Genomic DNA, 22,948 nt, shown 5'->3' with positions numbered 1-22,948 from the left:
GGGAGAGGGAGCCGATCTCTGCGAGCTTCAAGACCTGAGTTCGGCTCAAGACTCTCTGGTCGATGTAGCTCGACAGAACAACCCAGTCAGTCCCCTCTCCCTGCGGGAGAGGGCTAGGGTGAGGGGCTTTTGAGGCTGCTCACCATACCAACCCAAACGGAGGCCAACAGTGAAAACCCTCTGGCAGCACTGCCACGTCGCAACCATGGCCAACGGCGTCTATTCGATCATCGAGGATGCCGCGATCGTGACCACCGGCACGCTGATCGAGTGGATCGGCCCGCGCACTCAACTGCCGCCCGGCGAATACCCGGCGGTCAATGACCTGCAAGGCGCGTGGGTCACGCCCGGGCTGATCGACTGCCACACCCACACCGTGTTCGGCGGCAATCGCAGTGGCGAGTTCGAGCAGCGTCTGCAAGGCGTCAGCTACGCCGAGATCGCCGCGCAGGGCGGTGGTATCGCCAGCACCGTGCGCGCCACGCGCGAAGCCACTGAAGACGAGCTGTTCGCCAGCGCCGCCAAACGCCTGAAAAGCCTGATGCGCGATGGCGTGACCACGGTGGAAATGAAATCCGGCTACGGCCTCGATCTGGCCAACGAGCGCAAGCTTCTGCGAGTCATCCGGCGCCTGGCCGAAGAACTGCCGATCAGCGTACGCAGCACTTGCCTGGCGGCGCACGCCTTGCCGCCGGAGTACAAGGATCGCGCCGACGACTACATCGATCTGGTCTGCAGCGAGATGCTCCCGGCCCTCGCCGCCGAAGGTCTGGTGGATGCCGTGGATGCGTTCTGCGAATACCTGGCGTTCTCGCCGGAGCAGGTCGAACGGGTGTTCGTCGCGGCGCAGCAGCTCGGTCTGCCGGTAAAACTGCACGCCGAACAATTGTCCTCGCTGCACGGCTCGAGCCTTGCCGCGCGCTATAAAGCCTTGTCCGCCGATCACCTTGAATTCATGGACGAGGACGACGCCATCGCCATGGCCGCTGCCGGCACCGTCGCCGTGCTGTTGCCCGGCGCCTTCTACTTCCTGCGCGAAACCCGGTTGCCGCCGATGGACGCCTTGCGCAGGCACAAGGTGAAGATCGCGATCGCCAGCGACCTCAATCCCGGCACCTCGCCGGCGCTGTCGTTGCGCCTGATGCTGAACATGGCCTGCACCTGTTTCCGCATGACTCCGGAAGAAGCTCTTGCCGGGGCGACCCTCCATGCCGCGCAGGCATTGGGCATGGCTGACACCCACGGCTCGCTGGAGGTCGGCAAGGTCGCCGACTTTGTCGCGTGGGACATCGAACGTCCGGCGGATCTGGCTTATTGGCTCGGGGGCGATCTGGACAAGCGCGTCGTGCGTCACGGCGTTGAATCGAATTTCTAGGAGGGCGGTTGTGGACAAGGTTCTGAAATTCAAACAAGGCCGCGTGCCGTTGCTGATCAGCATGCCCCACGCCGGCGTGCGTCTGACCCCGGCGGTCGAAGCCGGGTTGATCCCCGCCGCGAAGAGTTTGCCGGACACCGACTGGCATATCCCGCAGCTCTACGATTTTGCCGAGGAACTGGGCGCCAGCACCCTGGCTGCCGAGTATTCGCGTTTCGTCATCGACCTCAACCGGCCGTCCGACGACAAGCCTTTGTATGCCGGGGCGACCACCGGATTGTATCCGGCGACGTTGTTCGACGGCATTGCGTTGTTTCAGGAGGGGCTGGAGCCTTCGCAGCAAGAACGCGCGACTTATTTGCAGCAGATCTGGACGCCATACCATCGCACCTTGCAAGAAGAGCTGGCGCGGCTGAAGGCTGAATTTGGCTACGCACTGCTGTTCGATGCGCACTCGATCCGCTCGATCATCCCGCACCTGTTCGACGGCAAACTGCCAGACTTCAACCTCGGCACGTTCAATGGCGCCAGTTGTGATCCGCAACTGGCCGCTGAGCTGGAAGCGATCTGCGCACGGCACGAGCAGTTCACTCATGTGCTTAACGGTCGCTTCAAGGGCGGGCACATCACCCGCCAGTACGGCGACCCGGCGCAGAACATCCACGCCGTGCAGCTGGAACTGTGCCAGTCCACCTACATGGAAGAGTTCGAACCGTTCCGCTACCGCGCCGACCTGGCCGAACCGACGCGGGTGGTGCTCCGGGAATTGCTGCAGGGCTATCTGGCCTGGGCAAAATCTCACTACAGCGCATAACCCCTGTGGGAGCGAGCCTGCTCGCGAAAGCGGCCTTTCAGCCAAAATCCAGGTTGAATGACACACCGCGTTCGCGAGCAGGCTCGCTCCCACAGGATCGCGTTCAGACCGTGAAGGTGATGGCTGACAAACGGTGACAGCGCACAGGCATGCTCATTGACGCAAATCGGGTTTATGATGCCCAACGGCAGAATAATACGAGTCCCCCCAGGGATGACCTCGACCCCTTACGGAGCGCGCAATGCAGACTTTGTTTCCGCAGATCAAACCCCACGCCCGGCACGATCTGGCTGTCGATGACACCCATACGCTGTACGTCGATGAAAGCGGCTCGCCGGAAGGATTGCCGGTCGTATTCATCCACGGTGGCCCCGGAGCAGGTTGCGACGCCCAGAGCCGACGCTATTTCGATCCGAATCTGTATCGCATCGTCACCTTCGACCAGCGCGGCTGCGGTCGCTCCACCCCGCATGCCAGCCTGGAAAACAACACCACCTGGGATCTGGTCGAGGATCTCGAGCGCATCCGCAAACATCTCGGCATCGAAAAATGGGTGCTGTTCGGCGGCTCGTGGGGCTCGACCCTGGCGCTGGCCTACGCACAAACCCACCCGGAGCGAGTACACGGTCTGATCCTGCGCGGGATCTTTCTCTGCCGTCCGCAGGAAATCGAATGGTTCTACCAGGCCGGCGCCAGCCGTCTGTTCCCCGATTACTGGCAGGACTACATCGCACCGATCCCGCTGGACGAGCGCGACGACCTGCTCACCGCTTTCCACAAACGCCTGACCGGCAACGACCAGATCGCCCAGATGCATGCGGCCAAGGCGTGGTCGACCTGGGAAGGGCGCACCGCGACCCTGCGGCCGAACCCGCTAGTCGTCGATCGTTTCTCCGAGCCGCAGCGCGCACTGTCGATCGCGCGGATCGAATGCCACTACTTCACCAACAATGCCTTCCTTGAGCCCAACCAGCTGATCCGCGACATGGGCAAGATCGCCCATCTCCCCGGCGTGATCATTCACGGTCGCTACGACGTGATCTGCCCGCTCGACAACGCCTGGGAATTGCACCAGGCCTGGCCGAACAGCGAATTGCAGGTGATCCGCGATGCCGGCCACGCCGCGTCCGAGCCGGGGATCACCGATGCGCTGGTGCGCGCTGCGAGCAAAATGGCCCAGCGCCTGCTCGACCTGCCACTCGAAGAAGCATGAAGGCGCTGTTGCAGCGCGTACGCGGTGCGCGGGTCGAGGTCGCTGGCCAGGTGGTCGGCGCGGTCGATCAGGGTCTGCTCGTGCTGGTGGCGGTAGAACCCGACGACACGCGTACCAACGCCGACAAACTTCTGCATAAGCTGCTTAACTATCGGGTATTCAGTGACGCCGAGGGCAAGATGAATCTGTCCCTGGCGGATGTGGATGGCGGGTTGCTGCTGGTCTCGCAGTTCACCCTTGCCGCCGACACCAAAAGCGGCCTGCGTCCGAGCTTTTCCACGGCCGCACCGCCGGCGCTGGCGGAGGAATTGTTCGACTATTTGTTGAGCCAGGCGAAACAGGTGCATGGCACTGTGGCATCAGGTAGATTCGGCGCCGATATGCAGGTGCACCTGGTCAACGATGGCCCGGTTACCTTTTTGTTACAGACCTGACAGTGCCTGAAACGCCTTTTTCGGAAATTTCGACTGTTTTTAGGCTGTTTTCGCGATAAATACTTTGTTACCCCTGATGCGTTGTCATCCGGGCTACTAGATAATCGCGCGCTGCGGGGATCGACATTCGTTGATCCGTTTTGACTTAGGTAGAGACTTGTCTGGATCCGATTGGGGAATCATTTTGCCCCGGCGGAGTCGGAACAATGCTCGCCAACTTGGCAAGGGTGCCCTGAAAGGTCGGTTTTTTACTGCCGCAAACCCTAAAGGCACTTCATCTGGCCGTTGGTTTATTGATCTGTTTTCGGCGAGGGTTGCTCGTGATTGTTAGTCCCTGTAATGCAGCAAAAATGTCTGCCAAACGCATGCGAAGTGCTCTGGTAGCGGGTTCGGCGCTCCTGTGCCTGCTCAGCGCCGGTCAGCTTTGGGCGTTCAATCTTGACGACGTATCGGCCAAGGCCAAAGAGCTGGCCGGGCAGAAGTTCGAAGCCCCGCGCAGCAACCTGCCGAACGAATTCCGCGAAATGAAGTTCGCGGACTACCAGAAGATCCGCTTCCTCACCGAAAAGGCTGAGTGGGCCGATCAGAAGACGCCGTTCAAACTCTCCTTCTATCACCAGGGTATGCACTTCGATACGCCGGTGAAAATCAATGAAATCACCGCGAACACCGTCTCGGAAATCAAATACGATCCGAGCCGCTTCGATTTCGGCGACCTGAAATTCGATCCGAAAGCCACCGAACAACTGGGCTATGCCGGTTTCCGTGTGCTGTACCCGATCAACAAGGCCGACAAGCAAGACGAGATCATGACCATGCTCGGCGCGAGCTACTTCCGCGTCGTCGGCAAGGGCCACACCTATGGTCTGTCGGCCCGTGGTCTGGCGATCGATACCGCGCTGCCGTCCGGTGAGGAATTCCCGCGTTTCCGCGAGTTCTGGATCCAGCAGCCCAAGCCCGGCGACAAGCACCTGGTGATCTTCGCCCTGCTCGATTCGCCGCGTGCCACCGGTGCCTATCGTCTGATCCTGCGTCCGGGCAGCGACACCATCGTCGACGTCAAGGCGCAGATGTTCCTGCGTGACAAGGTCGGCAAACTCGGCATCGCGCCGCTGACCAGCATGTTCCTGTTCGGCGCCAACCAGCCGTCGAAAGTCCTCAACTACCGTCGTGAACTGCACGACTCCAGCGGTCTGTCGATCCATGCCGGCAACGGCGAGTGGATCTGGCGTCCGCTGAACAACCCGAAACATCTGGCCGTGAGCAACTTCAGCGTCGAGAACCCGCGTGGTTTCGGTCTGCTGCAGCGTGGCCGCGACTTCAGCCATTACGAAGACCTCGACGATCGCTATGACAAGCGCCCAAGCGCCTGGATCGAGCCGAAGGGCGAGTGGGGCAAAGGCACCGTTGATCTGGTAGAGATTCCGACCGCCGACGAAACCAACGACAACATCGTTGCGTTCTGGAGCCCGGAAAAAATGCCGGAGCCAGGCCAGCCGCTGGACTTCGCCTACCGCATGCACTGGACCATGGACGAGGCAGCGATCCACGCGCCGGACAGCGCCTGGGTGGCGCAGACCCTGCGTTCGACCGGTGACGTCAAGCAATCGAACCTGATCCGTCAGCCGGATGGCAGCGTTGCCTATCTGGTCGACTTCGAAGGCCCGTCTCTGGCGGCCCTGACGCCGGACGCCGACGTGCGCAGTCAGGTCAGCGTCGGCGACAACGCCGAGCTGGTCGAGAACAGTGTGCGCTACAACCCGGAAACCAAGGGCTGGCGCTTGACCCTGCGGATGAAGATCAAGGACGCCAGCAAGGCGACCGAGATGCGCGCTGCACTGGTTCAGCCAGTGGTCACCGCGGATCTGGCCAAATCGGTACCGGCCTCCAATTCGTCGGTCGCCAAGGCTGACAAGGTTGCCGCCAAGCAGCAGGAGAAGCTCGACAAGGAAGCCAAGGCCGCCGAAGCCAAACAGGCTGAAGCCAAGCCTGCAGCCGATGCCAAGGACAAGGCCAACAAAGACGCCAAGCAGCCAGTCGCTGCCGACGCGGCCCCAGCCACACCGGAATCGGCGCCGACTGAAGAAGTCCTGACCGAGACCTGGAGCTATCAGTTGCCTGCCGATGAGTAACTCACAAGTACAGCCAGAGACTCTGTCCGAGTATCTGGCGCATCTGCCGATGACCGACGAGCAACGCGCGGAACTCGCGGGTTGCCAGTCGTTCAGCGAGCTGCATGAACGCCTGTCGCCCTCGACATTCGACGCCCCTGCCGAAGCCGCCCAGGCCTCGGTGGGCAAGCGCCTGACCCTGAGCACTGCCGAAGAACTGGCCGAAGCGGAAATGCTGGTGCTGGACGCCAGCGGCCGGGTCAGCCTCAAGGCGACCCCGCCGATCCGCCGTACCAAGGTTGTGCCGGAGCCATGGCGCACCAATATTCTGGTGCGTGGCTGGCGTCGTCTGACCGGGCGCACCAACCCGCCGCAGCCGCCGAAGGACGCCAATGTCCTGCCGGCCGCGCGCTGGCGCACTGTCGGTTCGATCCGTCGCTACATCCTGTTGCTGCTGATGCTCGGCCAGACCATCGTTGCCGGCTGGTACATGAAAGGCATCATGCCGTATCAGGGCTGGTCGTTCGTCGATCTCGATGAAGTGCTGCATCAACCGCTGCTGCAAACCGCCACGCAAGTACTGCCGTATGCGCTGCAAACCAGCATCCTGATTCTGTTCGGGATTCTGTTCTGCTGGGTGTCCGCCGGTTTCTGGACCGCGTTGATGGGCTTCCTTGAGCTGCTCACCGGTCATGATAAATACCGAATCTCCGGGAAAAGCGCCGGTAACGAGCCGATCCCGAAAGATGCGCGTACTGCGCTGGTGATGCCGATCTGCAACGAAGACGTGCCGCGTGTATTCGCCGGTCTGCGTGCAACGTTCGAATCGGTCGCCGCCACCGGTGACCTGGATCGTTTCGACTTCTTCGTTCTCAGCGACAGTAACGACACCGATATCTGCGTCGCCGAGCAGCAGGCCTGGCTGGACGTCTGCCGCGAAGCCAAGGGCTTCGGCAAGATCTTCTATCGCCGCCGCCGCCGCCGTGTGAAGCGCAAGAGCGGCAACCTCGACGACTTCTGCCGTCGTTGGGGCGGTGACTACAAGTACATGGTCGTGCTCGACGCCGACTCGGTGATGAGCGGCGAATGCCTGACCAGTCTGGTGCGCCTGATGGAAGCCACGCCGGACGCCGGGATCATACAGACCGCGCCGCGTGCGTCGGGCATGGACACCCTGTATGCGCGCATGCAGCAGTTCGCTACCCGCGTGTACGGTCCACTGTTCACTGCCGGCCTGCACTTCTGGCAGTTGGGTGAATCCCACTACTGGGGTCACAACGCGATCATCCGCATGAAGCCGTTCATCGACCACTGCGCCCTCGCGCCGTTGCCGGGCAAGGGCGCGTTTTCCGGTGCGATCCTTTCCCACGACTTCGTTGAAGCTGCGCTGATGCGCCGTGCCGGCTGGGGCGTGTGGATTGCCTACGACCTGCCGGGCAGCTACGAAGAATTGCCGCCGAACCTGCTCGACGAACTCAAGCGTGACCGGCGCTGGTGCCACGGCAACCTGATGAACTTCCGCCTGTTCCTGGTAAAAGGCATGCACCCGGTGCACCGCGCGGTGTTCCTCACTGGCGTGATGTCCTACCTGTCGGCGCCGTTGTGGTTCTTCTTCCTCGTGTTGTCGACCGCGCTGTTGGCGGTGAACACGCTTATGGAACCGCAGTACTTCCTCGAACCGCGTCAGCTCTATCCACTGTGGCCACAATGGCACCCGGACAAGGCGATTGCGCTGTTCTCGACGACCATCGTGCTGCTGTTCCTGCCGAAGCTGTTGAGCATCATCCTGATCTGGGCCAAGGGCGCGAAAGAGTTCGGCGGCAAGTTCAAGGTGACCCTGTCGATGCTGCTGGAGATGCTGTTCTCCATGCTGCTGGCACCGGTGCGGATGATTTTCCACACGCGTTTCGTCCTTGCCGCTTTCCTCGGCTGGGCCGCGACCTGGAACTCGCCGCAGCGTGACGACGACTCGACCCCGTGGAGCGAAGCGGTCAAGCGCCACGGCCCGCAGACCTTGCTGGGCTTCTGCTGGGCACTGCTGGTGATCTGGCTGAACCCGAGCTTCCTCTGGTGGCTGGTGCCGATCGTCGGTTCGCTGATGCTGTCGATCCCGGTGTCGGTGATCTCCAGCCGCGTCGGTCTGGGCCTGAAATCCCGTGACGAGAGCCTGTTCCTCATCCCTGAGGAATACAATCCGCCACAGGCCTTGCTGGCAACTGATCAGTACACCCACGAAAACCGTTATCACGCCCTCAACGACGGCTTCGTCCGCGCCGTGGTCGACCCGCAGCAGAACGCCCTGGCGTGCTCGCTGGCGACCTCGCGTCACGGCCAGGCCGAGCCGATCGAGTGGCTGCGTCAGGAACGGGTGCGTCACGCGATCAAGGTCGGCCCGTCCGGGCTGAGCAACCATGATCGCCTGCAACTGCTCAGCGACCCTGTTGCACTGGCACGCCTGCATGAGCAGGTCTGGGCCGAAGGTCTCGCCGAGTGGCTGGACGCCTGGCGCGCCTCGGTGAAAGCCGATCCGCATGCGCCGTTGCTGCCGCTGCGACCGGTGAGCCTGCAGGCTCAGCCGGCTTGATAAAGGAACCCCGCGATGTTGCGGGGTTTTTTTTGGCCTGCTGAAAAGCCCCTCACCCTAACCCTCTCCCGGAGGGAGAGGGGACTGACCGGGTTGGATGTTCGATATACGCCGACCTGAGATATCGAGTCGACCTCGGATTTGAACAGCATGAAGATCGGCTCCCTTTCCCCCTCGCCCCCTTGGGGGAGAGGGTTGGGGTGAGGGGGTAGCTCTTGATTGTTAAACAAATCGTCCATTAAACCTTGTGCAAAAAAACGAGTGCGTTAGCATCCGTTCCCGAATTGGCGCACCCGGGCTTTTTTGCCTGTGACTGTTGGTTTTCGCGCCGCACACGCAATGGTTTTGGGGACTTGAAGATGAAGAAGTATCTGTCGATGCTGCTGGTCGGCGTCACGGCACTGGTTGCAGTCAATGCGGCGCAGGCCGGCGCTATCGATGACGCGGTCAAGCGCGGCTCGCTGAAAGTCGGCATGGACCCGACCTACATGCCGTTCGAGATGACCAACAAACGCGGCGAAATCATCGGTTTCGAAGTCGATATCCTCAAAGCCATGACCAAGGCCATGGGCGTCAAGCTCGAGCTGGTCTCGACCGGTTACGACGGCATCATCCCGGCGCTGATGACCGACAAGTTCGACATGATCGGCAGCGGCATGACCCTGACCCAGGAGCGCAATCTGCGCCTGAACTTCAGCGATCCGTTCATCGTCGTCGGCCAGACCCTGCTGATCCGCAAGGAGCTGGAAGGCACCATCAAGTCCTACAAGGACCTGAACACCGCCGACTACCGCATCACCTCCAAGCTCGGCACCACCGGCGAAATGGTCGCCAGGAAACTGATCTCCAAAGCCAAGTACCACGGCTACGACAACGAGCAGGAGGCTGTGCTCGACGTGGTCAATGGCAAGGCTGACGCCTTCATCTACGACGCGCCGTACAACGTCGTTGCCCTGAACAAAGTGGGTGCCGGCAAGCTGGTGTTCCTCGACAAGCCGTTCACCTACGAGCCGCTGGCCTTCGGTCTGAAGAAGGGCGACTTCGACAGCCTCAACTTCATCAACAACTTCCTGCACCAGATCCACGAAGACGGCACCTACGATCGCATCCATGACAAGTGGTTCAAGAGCACCGAGTGGCTCAAGGACATGGAATAAGCCCGGTCACCTGTGGCGAGGGAGCTTGCTCCCGCTCGGCTGCGAGGCAGTCGTAAACCCGTTGACTGGTTTTGCCCGACGTTGCGCGGTGGCTGATTTCAGGGCCGCTTCGCAACCCAGCGGGAGCAAGCTCCCTCGCCACAGAGGCAGCGGGCACCCTGATCGTTATGGATTTAGCTCTTGATGAAACAGAAAAAAGCCCAATGGCCCTGGCACGTCCTCACCGTGCTGGTGCTGGTCGGCCTGGCGGGCGCGTTGTATTACGCGACGTCGCTGATGTCCTACGAATGGCGCTGGAATCGCGTGCCGCAGTACTTCGCTTATCAAGCTGAAGAAACCCAGCGCGCGGCGGATATTTCCACCGTCACCGAACTGGTGCGCAAGGGCGGCAGTGCCGAGGTCACCCTGCGCAACGATGCCGGTGACGAGCAGAAGCTGACAGTCGACGAGAACAGCCTGCAATTCGCTCAGGGCGACGATGTCGCTGAAGGCGATGTCGTCGGCGTGACCCGGCACTGGGCGGCAGGGCCGCTGTTGTGGGGTCTGTGGACGACGTTGTGGCTGTCGCTGGTATCCGGCGTGCTCGGCTTGCTGATCGGTCTGGTCACTGGCCTGTGTCGGCTGTCGAGCAACCCGACCCTGCGCGACCTGTCGACGATTTACGTCGAACTGGTTCGTGGCACGCCGCTGTTGGTGCAGATTTTCATTTTCTACTTCTTCATCGGCACGGTGATGAACCTGTCCCGCGAGTTCGCCGGGATCGCTGCGTTGTCGCTGTTCACCGGCGCTTACGTGGCGGAGATCATCCGTTCCGGCGTGCAATCGATTGCCCGTGGTCAGAACGAGGCGGCGCGCTCGCTCGGTCTGAGCGCCGGCCAGTCGATGCGCCACGTGGTCCTGCCGCAGGCGTTCAAGCGGGTGCTGCCGCCGCTGGCCGGGCAGTTCATCAGTCTGGTCAAGGACACGTCGCTGGTCTCGGTGATCGCCATCACCGAGCTGCTGAAAAGCGGTCGGGAAGTCATCACCACCTCATTTTCGCCGTTCGAAATCCTGTTCTGCGTCGCCGGTCTGTACCTGTTGATCAACCTGCCGCTGTCGAAAATCGCCAGTCGGCTTGAGCGGAGGCTCGCGCAAAGTGATTGAAGTCCGCGATCTGGTAAAAGTCTTCGACACCCGTGGGCAAGTGGTGCGCGCGGTGGACAACGTCAGCACCACGGTGGCCAAGGGCGAAGTGCTGGTGGTGATCGGCCCGTCCGGTTCCGGCAAGTCGACCTTCCTGCGTTGCCTCAATGGTCTGGAAGAGTTCGATTCCGGCTCGGTGAGCATCGACGGCCTGCAACTGGCCGACGCGAAAACCGACGTCAATGCTTACCGCCGCGAAGTCGGCATGGTCTTCCAGCATTTCAACCTGTTCCCGCACATGACCGTGCTGGAAAACCTCTGTCTGGCGCAGAAAGTCGTGCGCAAGCGCGGCAAGAAAGAACGCGAAGCCAAGGCCATGGCGTTGCTGGAAAAGGTCGGCATTGCGCAGAAGGCCCACGAGTTTCCGTCACGCCTGTCCGGCGGTCAGCAGCAACGGGTGGCGATTGCCCGGGCGCTGGCGATGGAGCCGAAAGTCATGCTGTTCGACGAACCGACCTCGGCCCTCGACCCGGAAATGGTCGGCGAAGTGCTCGACGTGATGAAAAACCTGGCGGTAGAGGGCATGACCATGGTCTGCGTCACCCATGAGATGGGCTTCGCCCGGGAAGTGGCGGATCGGGTGCTGTTCTTCGATCACGGCAAATTGCTCGAAGATGCCGCGCCGGCGGAGTTCTTCGATGCACCGAAGGATCCGCGGGCTCAGGCCTTTCTAAGACAGGTTCTTTAACGGCAAAAAAGATCGCAGCCTTCGGCAGCTCCTACAGGGTTTTGTGTACACCTGTAGGAGCTGCCGAAGGCTGCGATCTTTTGTTTTTGGGCTGTTAAACCTTGAAGCGGCCCACCAGCATCTGCAGATGCGTGCCCAGCCGCGCCAGCTCAACGCTGGAGGCCGCGGTCTCTTCACTCGCCGCCGAGGTCTGATCCGACACATCGCGCACGTTCAGCACACTGCGGTTGATCTCTTCGGCCACGGCGCTCTGCTGCTCGGCGGCTGCGGCGATCTGCTGGTTCATCGCCTGAATCGCCGAGACGGTGCGGGTGATGCTTTCCAGTGAGCCACCGGCACGCCGGGTCAGTTCGACGCTGCTGTCGGTGAGGCTGCGGCTGTTGTCCATGATCGTCGCCACTTGCTGAGTGCCGTTTTGCAGGCCGACGATCAGCTCTTCGATCTCTTCCGTGGACTTCTGCGTGCGCTGGGCAAGGCTGCGCACTTCGTCGGCAACCACCGCGAAACCACGACCCGCTTCACCGGCGCGGGCGGCCTCGATGGCGGCGTTGAGCGCCAGCAGGTTGGTTTGCTGGGCCACCGACTTGATCACGTCGAGCACGCTGCCGATCTTGTCGCTTTCGCGCTTGAGCTCGCCCATGGCTTCGGTGGAATGCCCGACCTCGATCGCCAGGCGCTCGATCTGCGCGATGGCTTCGCCGACCACCTTGTCGCCCTCACGGGCCTGTTGGTCGGCGGCGACAGCGGCTTCCGAAGCTTCTTCAGCGTTGCGCGCGACTTCCTGCACGGTGGCGGCCATTTCGTTCATGGCGGTGGCGACCTGATCGGTCTCGACCTTCTGATTGTTGACGCCGGCGCTGGTCTGCTCGGTCACGGCCGAGAGTTCTTCGGCGGCGCTGGCGATCTGCGTGACGCCGTCGCTGATGCCACCGATCAATTCGCGCAGGCCCTGGGTCATGCTTTGCATCGAGCGTTGCAACTGGCCGAGTTCGTCGCGACGCAGGGAGACCAGATTGTGAGTCAGGTCGCCGGCCGCCACGCGTTCGGCCACTTTCAGGGTCTGGGTCAGCGGAATGATGATTTGCCGAGTGATGATCCACGCTGCCAGCAGACCGAACACCAGCGCCAGCACGGTGGCGATCAGCAGCATGTTCTTGGCGTGGGCAGCGTCAGTGTCGCGCACCACGGTTTGCGATTCGGTGAGTTTCTTGCTGAGCGCCATGAGGATGTCGCCCTGAGCCGCCATGTTCGCCAGTGCGGCAGTGTTTTTCACCTGCGAGTCACGGAACTGAGCCACGGCTGCACGATAAGCCTTGAGCGAGTCGGTGGCTTGCTGCAGGTTGGCGATGTGCTGCTCCGGCACGCGGGTCGGCAGGCTTTCGAGGTTTTTCAGGGCGTTGTCGATGGCGGTCAGCGCCGGTTGCTCGGCGTCGGCCTTGCCGCTGTAGGTGTAGCCGCGCACTTGATAGCGCGCTTGCTGGAGCAATTTGCTCAGCTCGATCACCGCGTTGTACTGCGCGACGCTGTCGCCCTGCAGCAGTGCACTTTCGACTTCGCCAACCCTGGCCACAGCATTGTCGGCGTTGGCGCCCAGCTTGCTGCGCGCATCTTCACGCTGCACGGTGGCCTGGGTCATTTCGCCGAAGGCGCGCTTGTATTCGGCAACCGCAGCCAATTGCTGGTCGACCATCGCCACATCGGACGGCTGCTCGATCATGCCGCGTGCCGATTGCAGACCGCTTTCGAGTTTGTTGAGGAATTCGTTGACCGCGCCCGGGCCCTGTTCGCCACGGCGCATGTCGTAGTCCATGCGCGCCAGGCGCAGGTCTTTGGTCAGCTCATTGAGGCTCGAGATGAAGCCGAGCTTGTCGCCGCGGCTGATGATGCCGCTCATGCCGGTCCAGCCGGTGAAAGTGATCAACAGCGTCAGTAACAGCACCAGGCCGAAACCGATGCCCAGCTTGCGTTTGACGCTGACGTTTCCAAGACTCTCGGCTAACCAACGGTACATGCGACCACTCCCTTCGGACCACTAAAATTGGACTTATAGGGGCTGTATCGGCTGGCTGATGGCAATCTGTAACGCCACTTGTCCGTGGTTGTCGCGATTCTGTGGCGAGGGAGCTTGCTCCCGCTCGACGGCGCAGCCGTCGTAACACCGGCAAGTGCGTTGCTCGTGAGAGAAAGAGCGATGGCCGCTTCGCGCCCAAGCGCGAGCAAGCTCCCTCGCCACAAAAGTTGCTTGGCTCAGAACAGGCGCGCGAGCAGTGCGGTGACGGCGGTTTCGACGCGCAGGATGCGCTCGCCCAGTTGCACCGGTTGCAGGCCGGACTTGGCCAGCAGATCGATTTCGTAGGGAATCCAGCCACCCTCGGGGCCGATGGCCAATGTCACCGGTTCGCTGAGGGCGCGGGGGCAGGGCGGGTAGTTGCCGGGATGGCCGACCAGACCGAGGGTGCCGTCGGTGATTGCCGGCAGTCGATCTTCAACGAAAGGCTTGAAGCGCTTCTCGATGACGATCTCGGGCAACGCCGTATCGCGGGCCTGTTCGAGGCCAAGAATCAATTGCTCACGAATCGCTTCCGGCTCCAGAAACGGTGTCTGCCAGAAGCTTTTCTCCACGCGGTAACTGTTGACCAGAATCACCTTGGCCACGCCCATGGTCGCAACGGTCTGGAACACCCGGCGAAGCATTTTCGGCCGGGGCAGGGCCAGTACCGGGGTCAGCGGCAGCTTGGCCGGCGGAGGCTGATCGAGGCTGACACGCAGTTCCGCTTCGCCCGCCTCCAGGCGCAGCAACTCGGCCGAACCCATCAGCCCGTTGATGCGCCCGACACGCAGGCTGTCGCCCACTTCCGAGCGATGGACTTCCTGCATATGGGTCAGGCGGCGATCGCGCAGGACCACGCGGTCCGCCGCAATGAAATCGGCCTCTTCGAGCAGCAGCAGGTTCATGCCTGGGTCGCTGGCGGCTGGTCGTTGTGATCGTCGGCCGGGGTTTCGTCCGGGCGTTCGCGCTTGCTGACCAGCGCGCCGAAGAGGATGCCGATCTCGAACAGCATCCACATCGGCACGGCCAGCAGGGTCTGCGAGAAGATGTCCGGCGGCGTCAGGATCATCCCGACCACGAAGCAGCCGATGATCACGTACGGACGGATCTTCTTCAGGTATTTGACGTCGACCACGCCGATCCACACCAGCAGCACCACGGCCACCGGAATCTCGAACGCCACGCCGAAGGCGAAGAACAGCGTCATGACGAAATCGAGGTAGCTGGCGATGTCGGTCATCATTTCCACGCCGGCCGGGGTGGCGGCGGCGAAGAACTTGAAGATCAGCGGAAAGACGAAGTAATAGGCGAACGCCATGCCGATGTAGAACAGCAGGATGCTGGAGATCAGCAGCGGTACCGCAACTCGTTTTTCATGCTTGTACAGGCCTGGCGCAATAAAGCCCCAGATCTGGTGCAGGATCACCGGAATCGCAAGAAACAGCGAAACCATCATCGTCAGCTTCAGCGGCGTCAGGAATGGCGACGACACGTCGGTGGCGATCATCGTCGCGCCGACCGGCAGGTACTGGCGCAGCGGCGTCGAGACGAAGGTGTAGATCTGCTGGGTAAAGGCGAACAGCCCGGCAAAGATAATGAAGATCGCCGCCACGCAACGCAGCAGGCGGGTGCGCAACTCGGTGAGGTGCGAAACCAGCGGCATGTGCTGGTCGTTTTCCGGAAGATCGCTCATGGGGCTCGCGGCGGCAAAGTGGTGTCGTGAGGCGCAGGTGGAGTCGGCGCGGCGGTGGGAGCTACGTGTTCAACCGATGTGTCCGCGGCAACCGGCGCCGGTGCTGGCGGTGTTACAACCGGTGCAGGTGCAGGTGCAGGTGCAGTCGGAGCGGAAGCGCTGTGAATTGTCTGCTCGCCCACATGCTCTACCGGCGTCGGCTCCTGCTGGCTCGGATTGAAAATCTTCCGCGCCTCTTGCTCCAGCGACAGAATATGTTCGTTGTGCAGTTGCCGACGGATCTCGTCGGCGCCGATTTCACGTTCAACTTCCTGCTTGATCGCGTTGAAGCTGCGCTTCAGGCGGCCGACCCACAGACCGGCGGTGCGCGCAGCGCCCGGCAGACGCTCGGGGCCGAGCACCAGCAGGGCGACGAGGCCGACGAGCAGCAGTTCAGAGAAGCTGATACCAAACATTAGTCAGTGCTCACACGTCTTTGCGGATCGGCTCTTCGACTTTTTGCGCCTGCACGTCGATGGTGTGCGGCGGGCTGGCCTGAGCGGTGGTTTGCGGCTGCACCGGTGGCACGGGCTGCGCCGGCGGGGTCACGTTCGGCTCGGTCGGTTTTTCGTCGTCATTCATGGCTTTGCGGAAGCCCTTGATTGATTCACCAACGTCAGTGCCGAGGTTTTTCAGTTTCTTGGTACCGAACACCAGCACCACGACAATCAGAATGACGACCCAGTGTTTCCAGTCAAAAATGCCCATGTGGCGATTCCTCTCTAAAAATTGTTCAGGCGGACGGACGCGAGGCTTTCTCGACGTGTCCGGACAGGCCGAAGCGACGGTCCAGTTCATCCAGCACGGCCTGCGGATGCTGCCCCAGTTGGGCGAGCATGACCATGCTGTGGAACCACAGGTCGGCGGTCTCGTAGATCACATCACTGCAGTCGCCGCTGATCGCGGCATCCTTGGCGGCAATAATGGTTTCGACCGACTCTTCGCCGACTTTCTCCAGAATCTTGTTCAGCCCCTTGTGATACAGGCTGGCGACATACGAACTGTCGGCGGCTGCACCTTTGCGCTCTTCGAGCACTTCAGCCAGACGGGTCAGGGTGTCACTCATGTGTGTGTCCTGCGGAGTAGATGGCATGCGGGTCTTTCAGAACCGGGTCGACCGTTTTCCAGTCGCCGTTTTCGAAGACCCGGTAAAAGCAGCTTTGACGGCCGGTGTGGCAAGCGATGTCGCCGATCTGTTCAACCATCAGGATGATCACGTCGGCGTCACAGTCCAGACGCATTTCATGCAGAGTCTGCACATGGCCGGACTCTTCGCCCTTTCGCCACAGCTTGCCACGGGAACGTGACCAGTAGATTGCACGATTCTCCGCTGCGGTCAGTTCCAGCGCTTCGCGGTTCATCCAGGCCATCATCAATACGCGCCCGGTCTTGTGATCCTGAGCGATCGCCGGCACCAGGCCGTCAGCGTCCCACTTGATCTCGTCCAGCCAGTTTTTCATCTTCAGTTCCTGAAAAGCAGCTTCGAGTTTCAAGCTTCAAGCTGCAAGTAAAAGCAGGTTGCGGTGTACCTGTGTCGTCAAGCTTGCAGCTCGCAGCTTATAACTTGCAGCCGATTCGTGCTATCGGCGAACGACCAGATACAAGCCGACCGCCACCATGATCCCGGCGGGCCAGTGCGCCCAATCGGTCAGCGGGCCACCAGCGGCGAGGGTCGCGCCGCCGGCCAGATGCGCGCAGCCGAGCAGGCGCAGGAACCAGTCGTCCTTGCGTTTGTGCCACGGCGGCGGCGGGTCTTTGGCATGGGGTTGCGACATGCGCTCGAGCAGGTCGCGGGCCATGTTCGACAGGTGCGGAATCTGCTCCAGCTGGCTCTGCACGTTGCCCAGCAAGGCTTTCGGGCTGACGCGCTCGCGCATCCAGCGCTCGAGAAACGGCTGCGCGGTGTTCCACAGATCCAGATCCGGATACAGCTGGCGACCGAGGCCTTCGATGTTCAGCAGAGTCTTCTGCAACAGCACCAGTTGGGGCTGCACCTCCATGTTGAAGCGGCGCGCGGTCTGGAACAGGCGCATCAGCACCTGGCCAAATGAAATATCTTTTAACGGTTTTTCGAAGATCGGTTCGCAGACGGTACGGATCGCCGCTTCGAATTCATTGAGTTTGGTTTCCGCCGGCACCCAGCCCGAGTCGATGTGCAACTGCGCGACACGGCGGTAGTCACGCTTGAAGAAGGCGAACAGATTGCGCGCCAGATAATCCTGGTCTTCCGGGGTCAGGCTGCCGACGATACCGCAGTCGATCGCAATGTACTGCGGGCTCCACGGGTTGACGGTGCTGACGAAGATGTTGCCCGGGTGCATGTCGGCGTGGAAGAAACTGTCGCGGAACACCTGCGTGAAGAAGATCTCCACACCGCGCTCGGCAAGCATTTTCATGTCGGTGCGCTGATCGGCGAGGGTCGCCAGGTCAGTGACCTGAATCCCGTAGATGCGCTCCATCACCAGCACTTTCGGCCGGCACCAGTCCCAATAGACTTGCGGCACGTACAGCAGCTGCGAGCCCTCGAAGTTGCGGCGCAACTGGCTGGCGTTGGCCGCTTCGCGCAACAGGTCGAGTTCGTCGTAAATGGTTTTTTCGTAATCCTGCACCACATCGACCGGGTGCAGCAGGCGCGCGTCAGCGGAGAATTTCTCGGCAGCGCGGGCGAGGATGAACAGCCACGCCAGATCTTGGGCAATCACCGGTTTCAGGCCAGGGCGAATGACCTTGACCACCACTTCTTCGCCGCTTTTGAGCTGCGCCGCATGCACCTGCGCCACCGAGGCCGAGGCCAGCGGTTCAACGTCGAAACGGCTGAACACTTCGCTGATTTTCTTGCCCAGCTGTTCTTCGATCAGCTTGATCGACACCTGCGAATCGAACGGCGGCACGCGGTCCTGCAGGAGCATCAGCTCATCGGCGATGTCTTCCGGCAACAGGTCGCGACGGGTCGAAAGGATCTGCCCGAACTTGATGAAGATCGGCCCCAGATCCTGCAACGCCAGGCGCAAGCGCGCGCCACGGTTGAGCTCCAGCGGCTTGCGCGGCAGCCAGCGCCACGGCAGCAGAAAGCGCACGGCCAGGAGAAACCACGGCAGCGGCAGATCGAACAGCAGGTCATCGAGGCGGTAGCGGATCACGACGCGCTGGATGCGCAACAGACGGCGGACGGCAAGCAGCTTCATGCGTTATCGCTTGGGTCGAGGGATCGGGAAAGGCGCTCGAAACGCGCCTCGAGTCGTTCCAGATCAAGTTTGATCCGGTCCAGTTCGCTGAACCGCGCTTCGGCTTCGCGCTGCCCGACAAGGGTGCGCGATTCTTCGGCGAGGTATTCGGCAAGATTCTGGTTGAGGCTGGCAAATCCTTGTTGATACCAGCGCGCGCGGCTGCGCAGATGACCACCGAGCAACTGCGTGGCGACCGGACCGAGCCAGCGCGAGAGTTCGTACTCCCAGTCCAGCTCGAGGTCTTGCAGCACGCCGGCCAGCGCCAGCAACGCGCCGCTGTCGCCATCGAGCTCGACCTCCGGAGCGTGCAGCACGGCTGTCTTGTCTTTGCTCAGAGCCAGTTTCACCAGGCTCGAGGCCGGTGCGCGCAATGTGCAATCGACGTCCGCCGCCCACTGTGAAGCCAGCATCAGGCCTTCGTCGCTGGGCAGAATGAACAGTTGCAGGGCCGGGCTGCGGCAATCGACGGCAATCACCTTGCCGGTCAGATGCGCCAGGCGCGGCAGCGCCGTGCTGTCGAGACGCAGCACCCGGTTGAGGCCGAGTTCGACGCTGGCGAGCAGCCCGGTCAGCAACATCAGGGTTTGATGCCGCGGTGCAGGGCGACGATACCTGCGGTCATGTTGTGATAGGTCACGCGGTCGAAACCGGCCTCGACCATCATCGACTTCAGGGTTTCCTGATTCGGGTGCATGCGGATCGATTCGGCCAGGTAGCGGTAGCTTTCCGAGTCATTGGTGATCAGCTTGCCCATCAGCGGCATGAAGGCGAACGAGTAGGCGTCGTAGGCTTTGGACATCAGCGCATTGGTCGGCTTGGAGAACTCCAGCACCAGCAGGCGTCCGCCGGGCTTGAGCACGCGCAGCATCGAACGCAGCGCGTCCTCTTTGTGCGTCACGTTGCGCAGGCCGAAGGCGATGGTCACGCAGTCGAAATGGTTGTCCGGAAACGGCAGCTTTTCTGCGTCGGCCTGAACGAATTCGACATTGCCGGCAACGCCGAGATCGAGCAGGCGATCACGGCCGACCTTGAGCATCGATTCGTTGATGTCGGCCAGCACCACTTGGCCAGTCGGGCCGACGAGGTGCGAGAACTTGCGGGTCAGGTCGCCGGTGCCGCCGGCGATGTCGAGCACGCGGTTGCCGCTGCGCACGCCGGAAAGCTCGATCGCGAAACGCTTCCACAGGCGGTGCATGCCGCCCGACAGAAGGTCGTTCATCAGGTCGTATTTCGCGGCTACGGAATGGAAAACCTCAGCGACTTTTTCCGCTTTCTGGCTTTCCGGAACGTTTTTGAAGCCGAAGTGAGTGGTGGGTTCGGCATCGCTGCCTTTGCGCTGATCAGTCATATCGCTGTCACCAAAAGAGAATGCGCGACATTCTAATCCCCAAGCCATGCTTTGTCTTGGAATGGCTAAAGGTAAGATGGGCAACCTTCGGGACGATTTGCCGCAGATGCGGTCAAGATTCCACGTCAGCCATTCAATCATCAGGAGTCATTCCATGGCCAAAATCAGTGTTGAGCGCGCCCACACCCTGGGCAAGGAAGCCGCCCGCGAGAAGGCCGACAAACTGGCCAGGAAACTCAATGAACAATACGGCCTGGAGCCGCAGTGGTCAGGCGACACCCTGAACCTCAAACGCTCGGGCGTGAAAGGCGCAGTGCATGTGGCGGACGATTCGATCAGGGTCGACGTCGAGCTGGGCCTGATGATGTCGGCCATGAGCGGCATGATCAAAGCCGAGATCGAAAAAGCCCTCGACAAAGCCTTGGCTTGAAACACGATCCCCTGTAGGAGTGAGCCCGCTCGCGATAGCGGTCTGTCAGTCAAATTATCTGTGACTGACAGACCGCTATCCCGAGCAGGCTCACTCCTACATTTGTTCTGGTGCTCCCACTGGTTAGGGTGCCCTTTCTAATTTTTCTACCTACTTTGTGCCTGAGCCCGACACTCGTCCGGCAGTTCCTCAAACCTTCTGCGCGTGAGGTGCACCATGGCCAAAGTCATTTTGAAGAAAAAAATCGACGCTCCGACTTCCACTCTGAGCGACGTCAAATCCTATGCCCGCAAGATCTGGCTGGCAGGCCTGGGCGCCTATACCAAGGTCGGCCAGGAGGGCAGCGAGTACTTCCAGGAACTCGTCGCCGCTGGTCAAACTGTTGAAAAGAAAGGCAAAAAAGCCGTTAGCGAAAAACTCCTCGCGGCCAACGCCGAGATCGATGATGCGGCCACTCAGGTCAGCTCGTTCAAGGGTCGTGTTGAAGTTCAGCTGGACAAGGTCGAGAAGGCCTTCGACAACCGTGTGGCCAGCGCCTTGAATCGGATCGGCATTCCGTCTAAACATGACGTTGAGGCACTCTCTGCTAAGCTCGATGAGCTGACGGCATTGCTCGAACGCGTCGCGCGAAAATCTTAAGGAGAACGGGATGGCTGGCAAAAAGAACACCGATAAAGAAAGCAGCTCGTGGGTCGGGAAGGTCGAGTCCTACTCCCGCAAGATCTGGCTGGCTGGTTTAGGCGTGTACTCGAAGATCGACACTGACGGCAGCAAACTCTTCGATGCATTGGTCAAAGACGGCGAGAAAGCCGAGAAGCTCACCAAGACAGCAGTCGGCAAGAAAGTCGAGGACTCGACCTCCTCGGCGAAGTCGCGCATCAGCGGCGTGAAAGACCGCGCACTGGGCAAATGGGACGAGCTGGAAGGCGCGTTCGACAAGCGCCTGAACAGCGCGATTTCGCGCCTGGGTGTGCCGAGCCGCAATGAGGTCAAGGCGCTCAACGCCAAGGTCGATACGCTGACCAGGCAGATCGAGAAACTCACCGGTCTGAAGGCTCAGCCCGTAGCGGCGAAAACCGCGGCGGCGAAACCGGCTAGCAAAACTGCGGCGGCCAAACCTGCAACGAAAACCGCGGCGGCCCAACCTGCAACGAAAACCGCAGCCAAGCCACTGACCAAACCGGCGGCAAAACCTGCTGCGAAAGCTGCGGCCAAGCCGGCCGCGAAAACGGCAGCCGCCAAGCCTGCGGCCAAAGCGGCCGCCAAACCGGTTGCCGCCAAAGCCCCTGCCAAACCGGCAACCAAGGCGGCAGCAAAACCTGCGGCTAAAACTGCAGCGAAACCAGCGGCCAAGCCAGCAGCGAAGACCGCTGCCGCCAAACCTGCTGCGAAGCCTGCGGCCAAACCGGCTGCGGCGAAAAAGCCTGCAGTGAAAAAACCGGCCGCGCCGAAAGCCGCTGCACCGAAACCGGCCGCCGCGCCATCGACGGCTCCAACAGCTCCGGCCAACGCGGCAAATTCCGCTGCGGCACCCACGGCAGCAGCTACCCCGACTGCAGCATCGACTCCGTCGACGCCATCCAGTCAGTCCTGATTTCAGGGCAAATCAAAAACGCCCGGCCTGTGAAGGTCGGGCGTTTTTGTTTGTGCATTCCAAGCGGCCCCTCACCCCAGCCCTCTCCCCTAGGAGAGGGAGCCGACCGAGGTGTCCTGCGTCATACATCGACCTGAAAAAATCGAGTCGATTATGGATTCGAAAAAGCTCGCTCAGGTCGGCGTAGCTCTCGAACATCCCCCAATCAATCCCCTCTCCCTCAGCGAGAGGGCTAGGGTGAGGGGCTTTTGGAGTCAGCCGTAATCTTCGGGTAGTTGATTATGGATTCAACGAAGCTCGCTCAGGTGGGCGTAGCTCTCGAACATCCCCCAATCAGTCCCCTCTCCCTCTGGGAGAGGGATAGGGTGAGGGGCTTTTCAGGTCAGTCGTGATCCTCAAGGTATTGCAGCGCCATCCGCTCTGTCGCCACCTTCACCGGCGGCAGCAGATGCGGCGCCACCAGCATCATGATCTGATAAACCACCAACCGAACCTCACCCTCACGATCGAGGATCCGCTGGTAATCCAGTGAGAACAGCAACGTCATGGTCACCTGCTCCACCAGTTGCCCCAGCGCCTGGGTATCGCTGACCAGTTGCCCGGCAGCCTTCAACCGCGCCAGCAGCGACGCCAGCGTCCTCTTCAACGCGTTAAGCAGGTTGCGAATGCCCTTGGCCAGTTTCGGCAGGCGTCCGGCGAGGTTCGACAGGTCCTGGAACAGGAACCGGTATTGCGCCAGCCGCTCGACGATCAAATGCAGAAACAGCCAGTAATCCTCCGGTGCCAGTTCCACCTCCGGCGGTGGGTCGAGCAGTGGCGCGAGTTCATGCTGGAAGCGCTCGAACAGACCGAGAATCAGTGGTTCCTTGCCGTGGAAGTGGTAGTAGAGGTTGCCGGGGCTGATCCCCATTTCGTTGGCCACTTCCATGGTGGACACGTTCGGCTCGCCCTTTTCGTTGAACAGTTGCAGCGCACATTCGAGAATCCGGTCGCGGGTTTTCATCCAGTC

General features: G+C 61.2%; 23 protein-coding genes and 1 pseudogene. 12 read left to right on the top strand and 12 right to left on the bottom strand.

Going from position 1 to position 22,948, the window contains the following annotated elements; genetic code table 11:
* Positions 1-169 precede the first annotated feature (169 nt).
* The 9 genes from hutI (at position 170) to AEQ63_RS10380 (ending at position 11,558) form a co-directional block, all read left to right on the top strand.
* Positions 170-1,375, top strand: coding sequence for an imidazolonepropionase (gene hutI / locus AEQ63_RS10425; RefSeq protein ID WP_064363311.1), 1,206 nt, complete (start codon positions 170-172; stop codon positions 1,373-1,375).
* 10 nt (positions 1,376-1,385) lie between these two features.
* Entirely contained in the window at positions 1,386-2,189 is an 804-nt protein-coding gene (hutG, locus tag AEQ63_RS10420; protein ID WP_064363310.1) for an N-formylglutamate deformylase, read from the top strand.
* Between the two features lie 241 nt (positions 2,190-2,430).
* Positions 2,431-3,402: a prolyl aminopeptidase gene (pip, locus tag AEQ63_RS10415; RefSeq protein ID WP_064363308.1), complete on the top strand. Its 972-nt coding sequence runs from the start codon at positions 2,431-2,433 to the stop codon at positions 3,400-3,402.
* Positions 3,399-3,836, top strand: coding sequence for a D-aminoacyl-tRNA deacylase (dtd, locus tag AEQ63_RS10410; protein WP_064363307.1), 438 nt, complete (start codon positions 3,399-3,401; stop codon positions 3,834-3,836). The genes pip and dtd overlap by 4 nt, the downstream gene beginning before the upstream one ends.
* Before the next feature lie 350 nt (positions 3,837-4,186).
* Complete coding sequence (locus AEQ63_RS10405; protein ID WP_161806073.1) at positions 4,187-5,968, top strand: glucan biosynthesis protein G; 1,782 nt, start codon at positions 4,187-4,189, stop codon at positions 5,966-5,968.
* Positions 5,961-8,531, top strand: coding sequence for a glucans biosynthesis glucosyltransferase MdoH (gene mdoH, locus AEQ63_RS10400; RefSeq protein WP_064363305.1), 2,571 nt, complete (start codon positions 5,961-5,963; stop codon positions 8,529-8,531). The genes AEQ63_RS10405 and mdoH overlap by 8 nt, the downstream gene beginning before the upstream one ends.
* A 359-nt stretch (positions 8,532-8,890) precedes the next feature.
* A complete protein-coding gene (locus AEQ63_RS10390; protein ID WP_039756640.1) occupies positions 8,891-9,688 on the top strand; it encodes a transporter substrate-binding domain-containing protein in 798 nt (265 codons plus the stop codon).
* 183 nt (positions 9,689-9,871) lie between these two features.
* Positions 9,872-10,831, top strand: a complete 960-nt coding sequence (locus tag AEQ63_RS10385) for an amino acid ABC transporter permease (protein WP_080902497.1) — start codon at positions 9,872-9,874, stop codon at positions 10,829-10,831.
* The gene (locus AEQ63_RS10380) at positions 10,824-11,558 is read left to right on the top strand and encodes an amino acid ABC transporter ATP-binding protein (protein ID WP_042608674.1); all 735 of its coding nucleotides are present in this window, start codon (positions 10,824-10,826) and stop codon (positions 11,556-11,558) included. Before AEQ63_RS10385 ends, AEQ63_RS10380 begins: the two co-directional genes overlap by 8 nt.
* Positions 11,559-11,652: 94 nt before the next feature.
* Here the strand turns inward: AEQ63_RS10380 and AEQ63_RS29280 are convergent, their stop codons facing one another.
* The 11 genes and pseudogenes from AEQ63_RS29280 to ubiE all read right to left on the bottom strand — a co-directional run bounded on the left by AEQ63_RS29280 (position 11,653) and on the right by ubiE (position 19,915).
* The gene (locus AEQ63_RS29280; protein WP_370593502.1) at positions 11,653-12,366 is read right to left on the bottom strand and encodes a methyl-accepting chemotaxis protein; all 714 of its coding nucleotides are present in this window, start codon (positions 12,364-12,366) and stop codon (positions 11,653-11,655) included.
* A 141-nt stretch (positions 12,367-12,507) separates the two neighbouring features.
* Positions 12,508-13,452: pseudogene (locus AEQ63_RS29275) on the bottom strand (methyl-accepting chemotaxis protein); the annotation flags it as partial.
* A gap of 353 nt (positions 13,453-13,805) precedes the next feature.
* A complete protein-coding gene (locus tag AEQ63_RS10370; RefSeq protein ID WP_064363301.1) occupies positions 13,806-14,513 on the bottom strand; it encodes a 16S rRNA (uracil(1498)-N(3))-methyltransferase in 708 nt (235 codons plus the stop codon).
* Positions 14,510-15,301: a twin-arginine translocase subunit TatC gene (gene tatC / locus AEQ63_RS10365; RefSeq protein ID WP_016772075.1), complete on the bottom strand. Its 792-nt coding sequence runs from the start codon at positions 15,299-15,301 to the stop codon at positions 14,510-14,512. Before tatC ends, AEQ63_RS10370 begins: the two co-directional genes overlap by 4 nt.
* Complete coding sequence (gene tatB, locus AEQ63_RS10360; RefSeq protein WP_064363299.1) at positions 15,298-15,756, bottom strand: Sec-independent protein translocase protein TatB; 459 nt, start codon at positions 15,754-15,756, stop codon at positions 15,298-15,300. The genes tatC and tatB overlap by 4 nt, the downstream gene beginning before the upstream one ends.
* Positions 15,757-15,766: 10 nt before the next feature.
* Entirely contained in the window at positions 15,767-16,048 is a 282-nt protein-coding gene (locus tag AEQ63_RS10355) for a twin-arginine translocase TatA/TatE family subunit (RefSeq protein ID WP_064363297.1), read from the bottom strand.
* Between the two features lie 25 nt (positions 16,049-16,073).
* Complete coding sequence (locus AEQ63_RS10350; RefSeq protein ID WP_007909355.1) at positions 16,074-16,406, bottom strand: phosphoribosyl-ATP diphosphatase; 333 nt, start codon at positions 16,404-16,406, stop codon at positions 16,074-16,076.
* Entirely contained in the window at positions 16,399-16,800 is a 402-nt protein-coding gene (gene hisI / locus AEQ63_RS10345; protein WP_007899278.1) for a phosphoribosyl-AMP cyclohydrolase, read from the bottom strand. The genes AEQ63_RS10350 and hisI overlap by 8 nt, the downstream gene beginning before the upstream one ends.
* Positions 16,801-16,920: 120 nt before the next feature.
* On the bottom strand, positions 16,921-18,525 hold the full coding sequence (ubiB, locus tag AEQ63_RS10340) for a ubiquinone biosynthesis regulatory protein kinase UbiB (RefSeq protein WP_064363295.1): 1,605 nt from the start codon (positions 18,523-18,525) through the stop codon (positions 16,921-16,923).
* Positions 18,522-19,145: a ubiquinone biosynthesis accessory factor UbiJ gene (locus tag AEQ63_RS10335; RefSeq protein WP_064363293.1), complete on the bottom strand. Its 624-nt coding sequence runs from the start codon at positions 19,143-19,145 to the stop codon at positions 18,522-18,524. The genes ubiB and AEQ63_RS10335 overlap by 4 nt, the downstream gene beginning before the upstream one ends.
* The gene (gene ubiE / locus AEQ63_RS10330; protein ID WP_039756654.1) at positions 19,145-19,915 is read right to left on the bottom strand and encodes a bifunctional demethylmenaquinone methyltransferase/2-methoxy-6-polyprenyl-1,4-benzoquinol methylase UbiE; all 771 of its coding nucleotides are present in this window, start codon (positions 19,913-19,915) and stop codon (positions 19,145-19,147) included. Before ubiE ends, AEQ63_RS10335 begins: the two co-directional genes overlap by 1 nt.
* Positions 19,916-20,069: 154 nt before the next feature.
* Between ubiE and AEQ63_RS10325 the strand changes: the two genes are divergently transcribed.
* The 3 genes from AEQ63_RS10325 (at position 20,070) to AEQ63_RS10315 (ending at position 21,939) form a co-directional block, all read left to right on the top strand.
* Positions 20,070-20,345, top strand: coding sequence for a polyhydroxyalkanoic acid system family protein (locus AEQ63_RS10325; RefSeq protein ID WP_042608680.1), 276 nt, complete (start codon positions 20,070-20,072; stop codon positions 20,343-20,345).
* A 216-nt stretch (positions 20,346-20,561) separates the two neighbouring features.
* Positions 20,562-20,984 carry a phasin family protein gene (locus tag AEQ63_RS10320; RefSeq protein WP_016772067.1) on the top strand — a complete coding sequence of 141 codons (423 nt, stop codon included), beginning with the start codon at positions 20,562-20,564 and terminating at the stop codon, positions 20,982-20,984.
* A gap of 10 nt (positions 20,985-20,994) precedes the next feature.
* Positions 20,995-21,939, top strand: a complete 945-nt coding sequence (locus AEQ63_RS10315; RefSeq protein WP_064363291.1) for a phasin family protein — start codon at positions 20,995-20,997, stop codon at positions 21,937-21,939.
* 382 nt (positions 21,940-22,321) lie between these two features.
* Here AEQ63_RS10315 and AEQ63_RS10305 read toward each other — a convergent pair whose 3' ends face one another.
* Entirely contained in the window at positions 22,322-22,942 is a 621-nt protein-coding gene (locus AEQ63_RS10305; protein ID WP_042608683.1) for a TetR/AcrR family transcriptional regulator, read from the bottom strand.
* Positions 22,943-22,948: the final 6 nt, after the last annotated feature.

The sequence above is a fragment of the Pseudomonas sp. RIT-PI-o genome, from assembly GCF_001297215.1.
Lineage (GTDB): Bacteria > Pseudomonadota > Gammaproteobacteria > Pseudomonadales > Pseudomonadaceae > Aquipseudomonas > Aquipseudomonas moraviensis_A.
The sequence above is the reverse complement of the archived record's forward strand: the minus strand, read 5'-3'. Positions and strand labels throughout refer to the sequence as shown.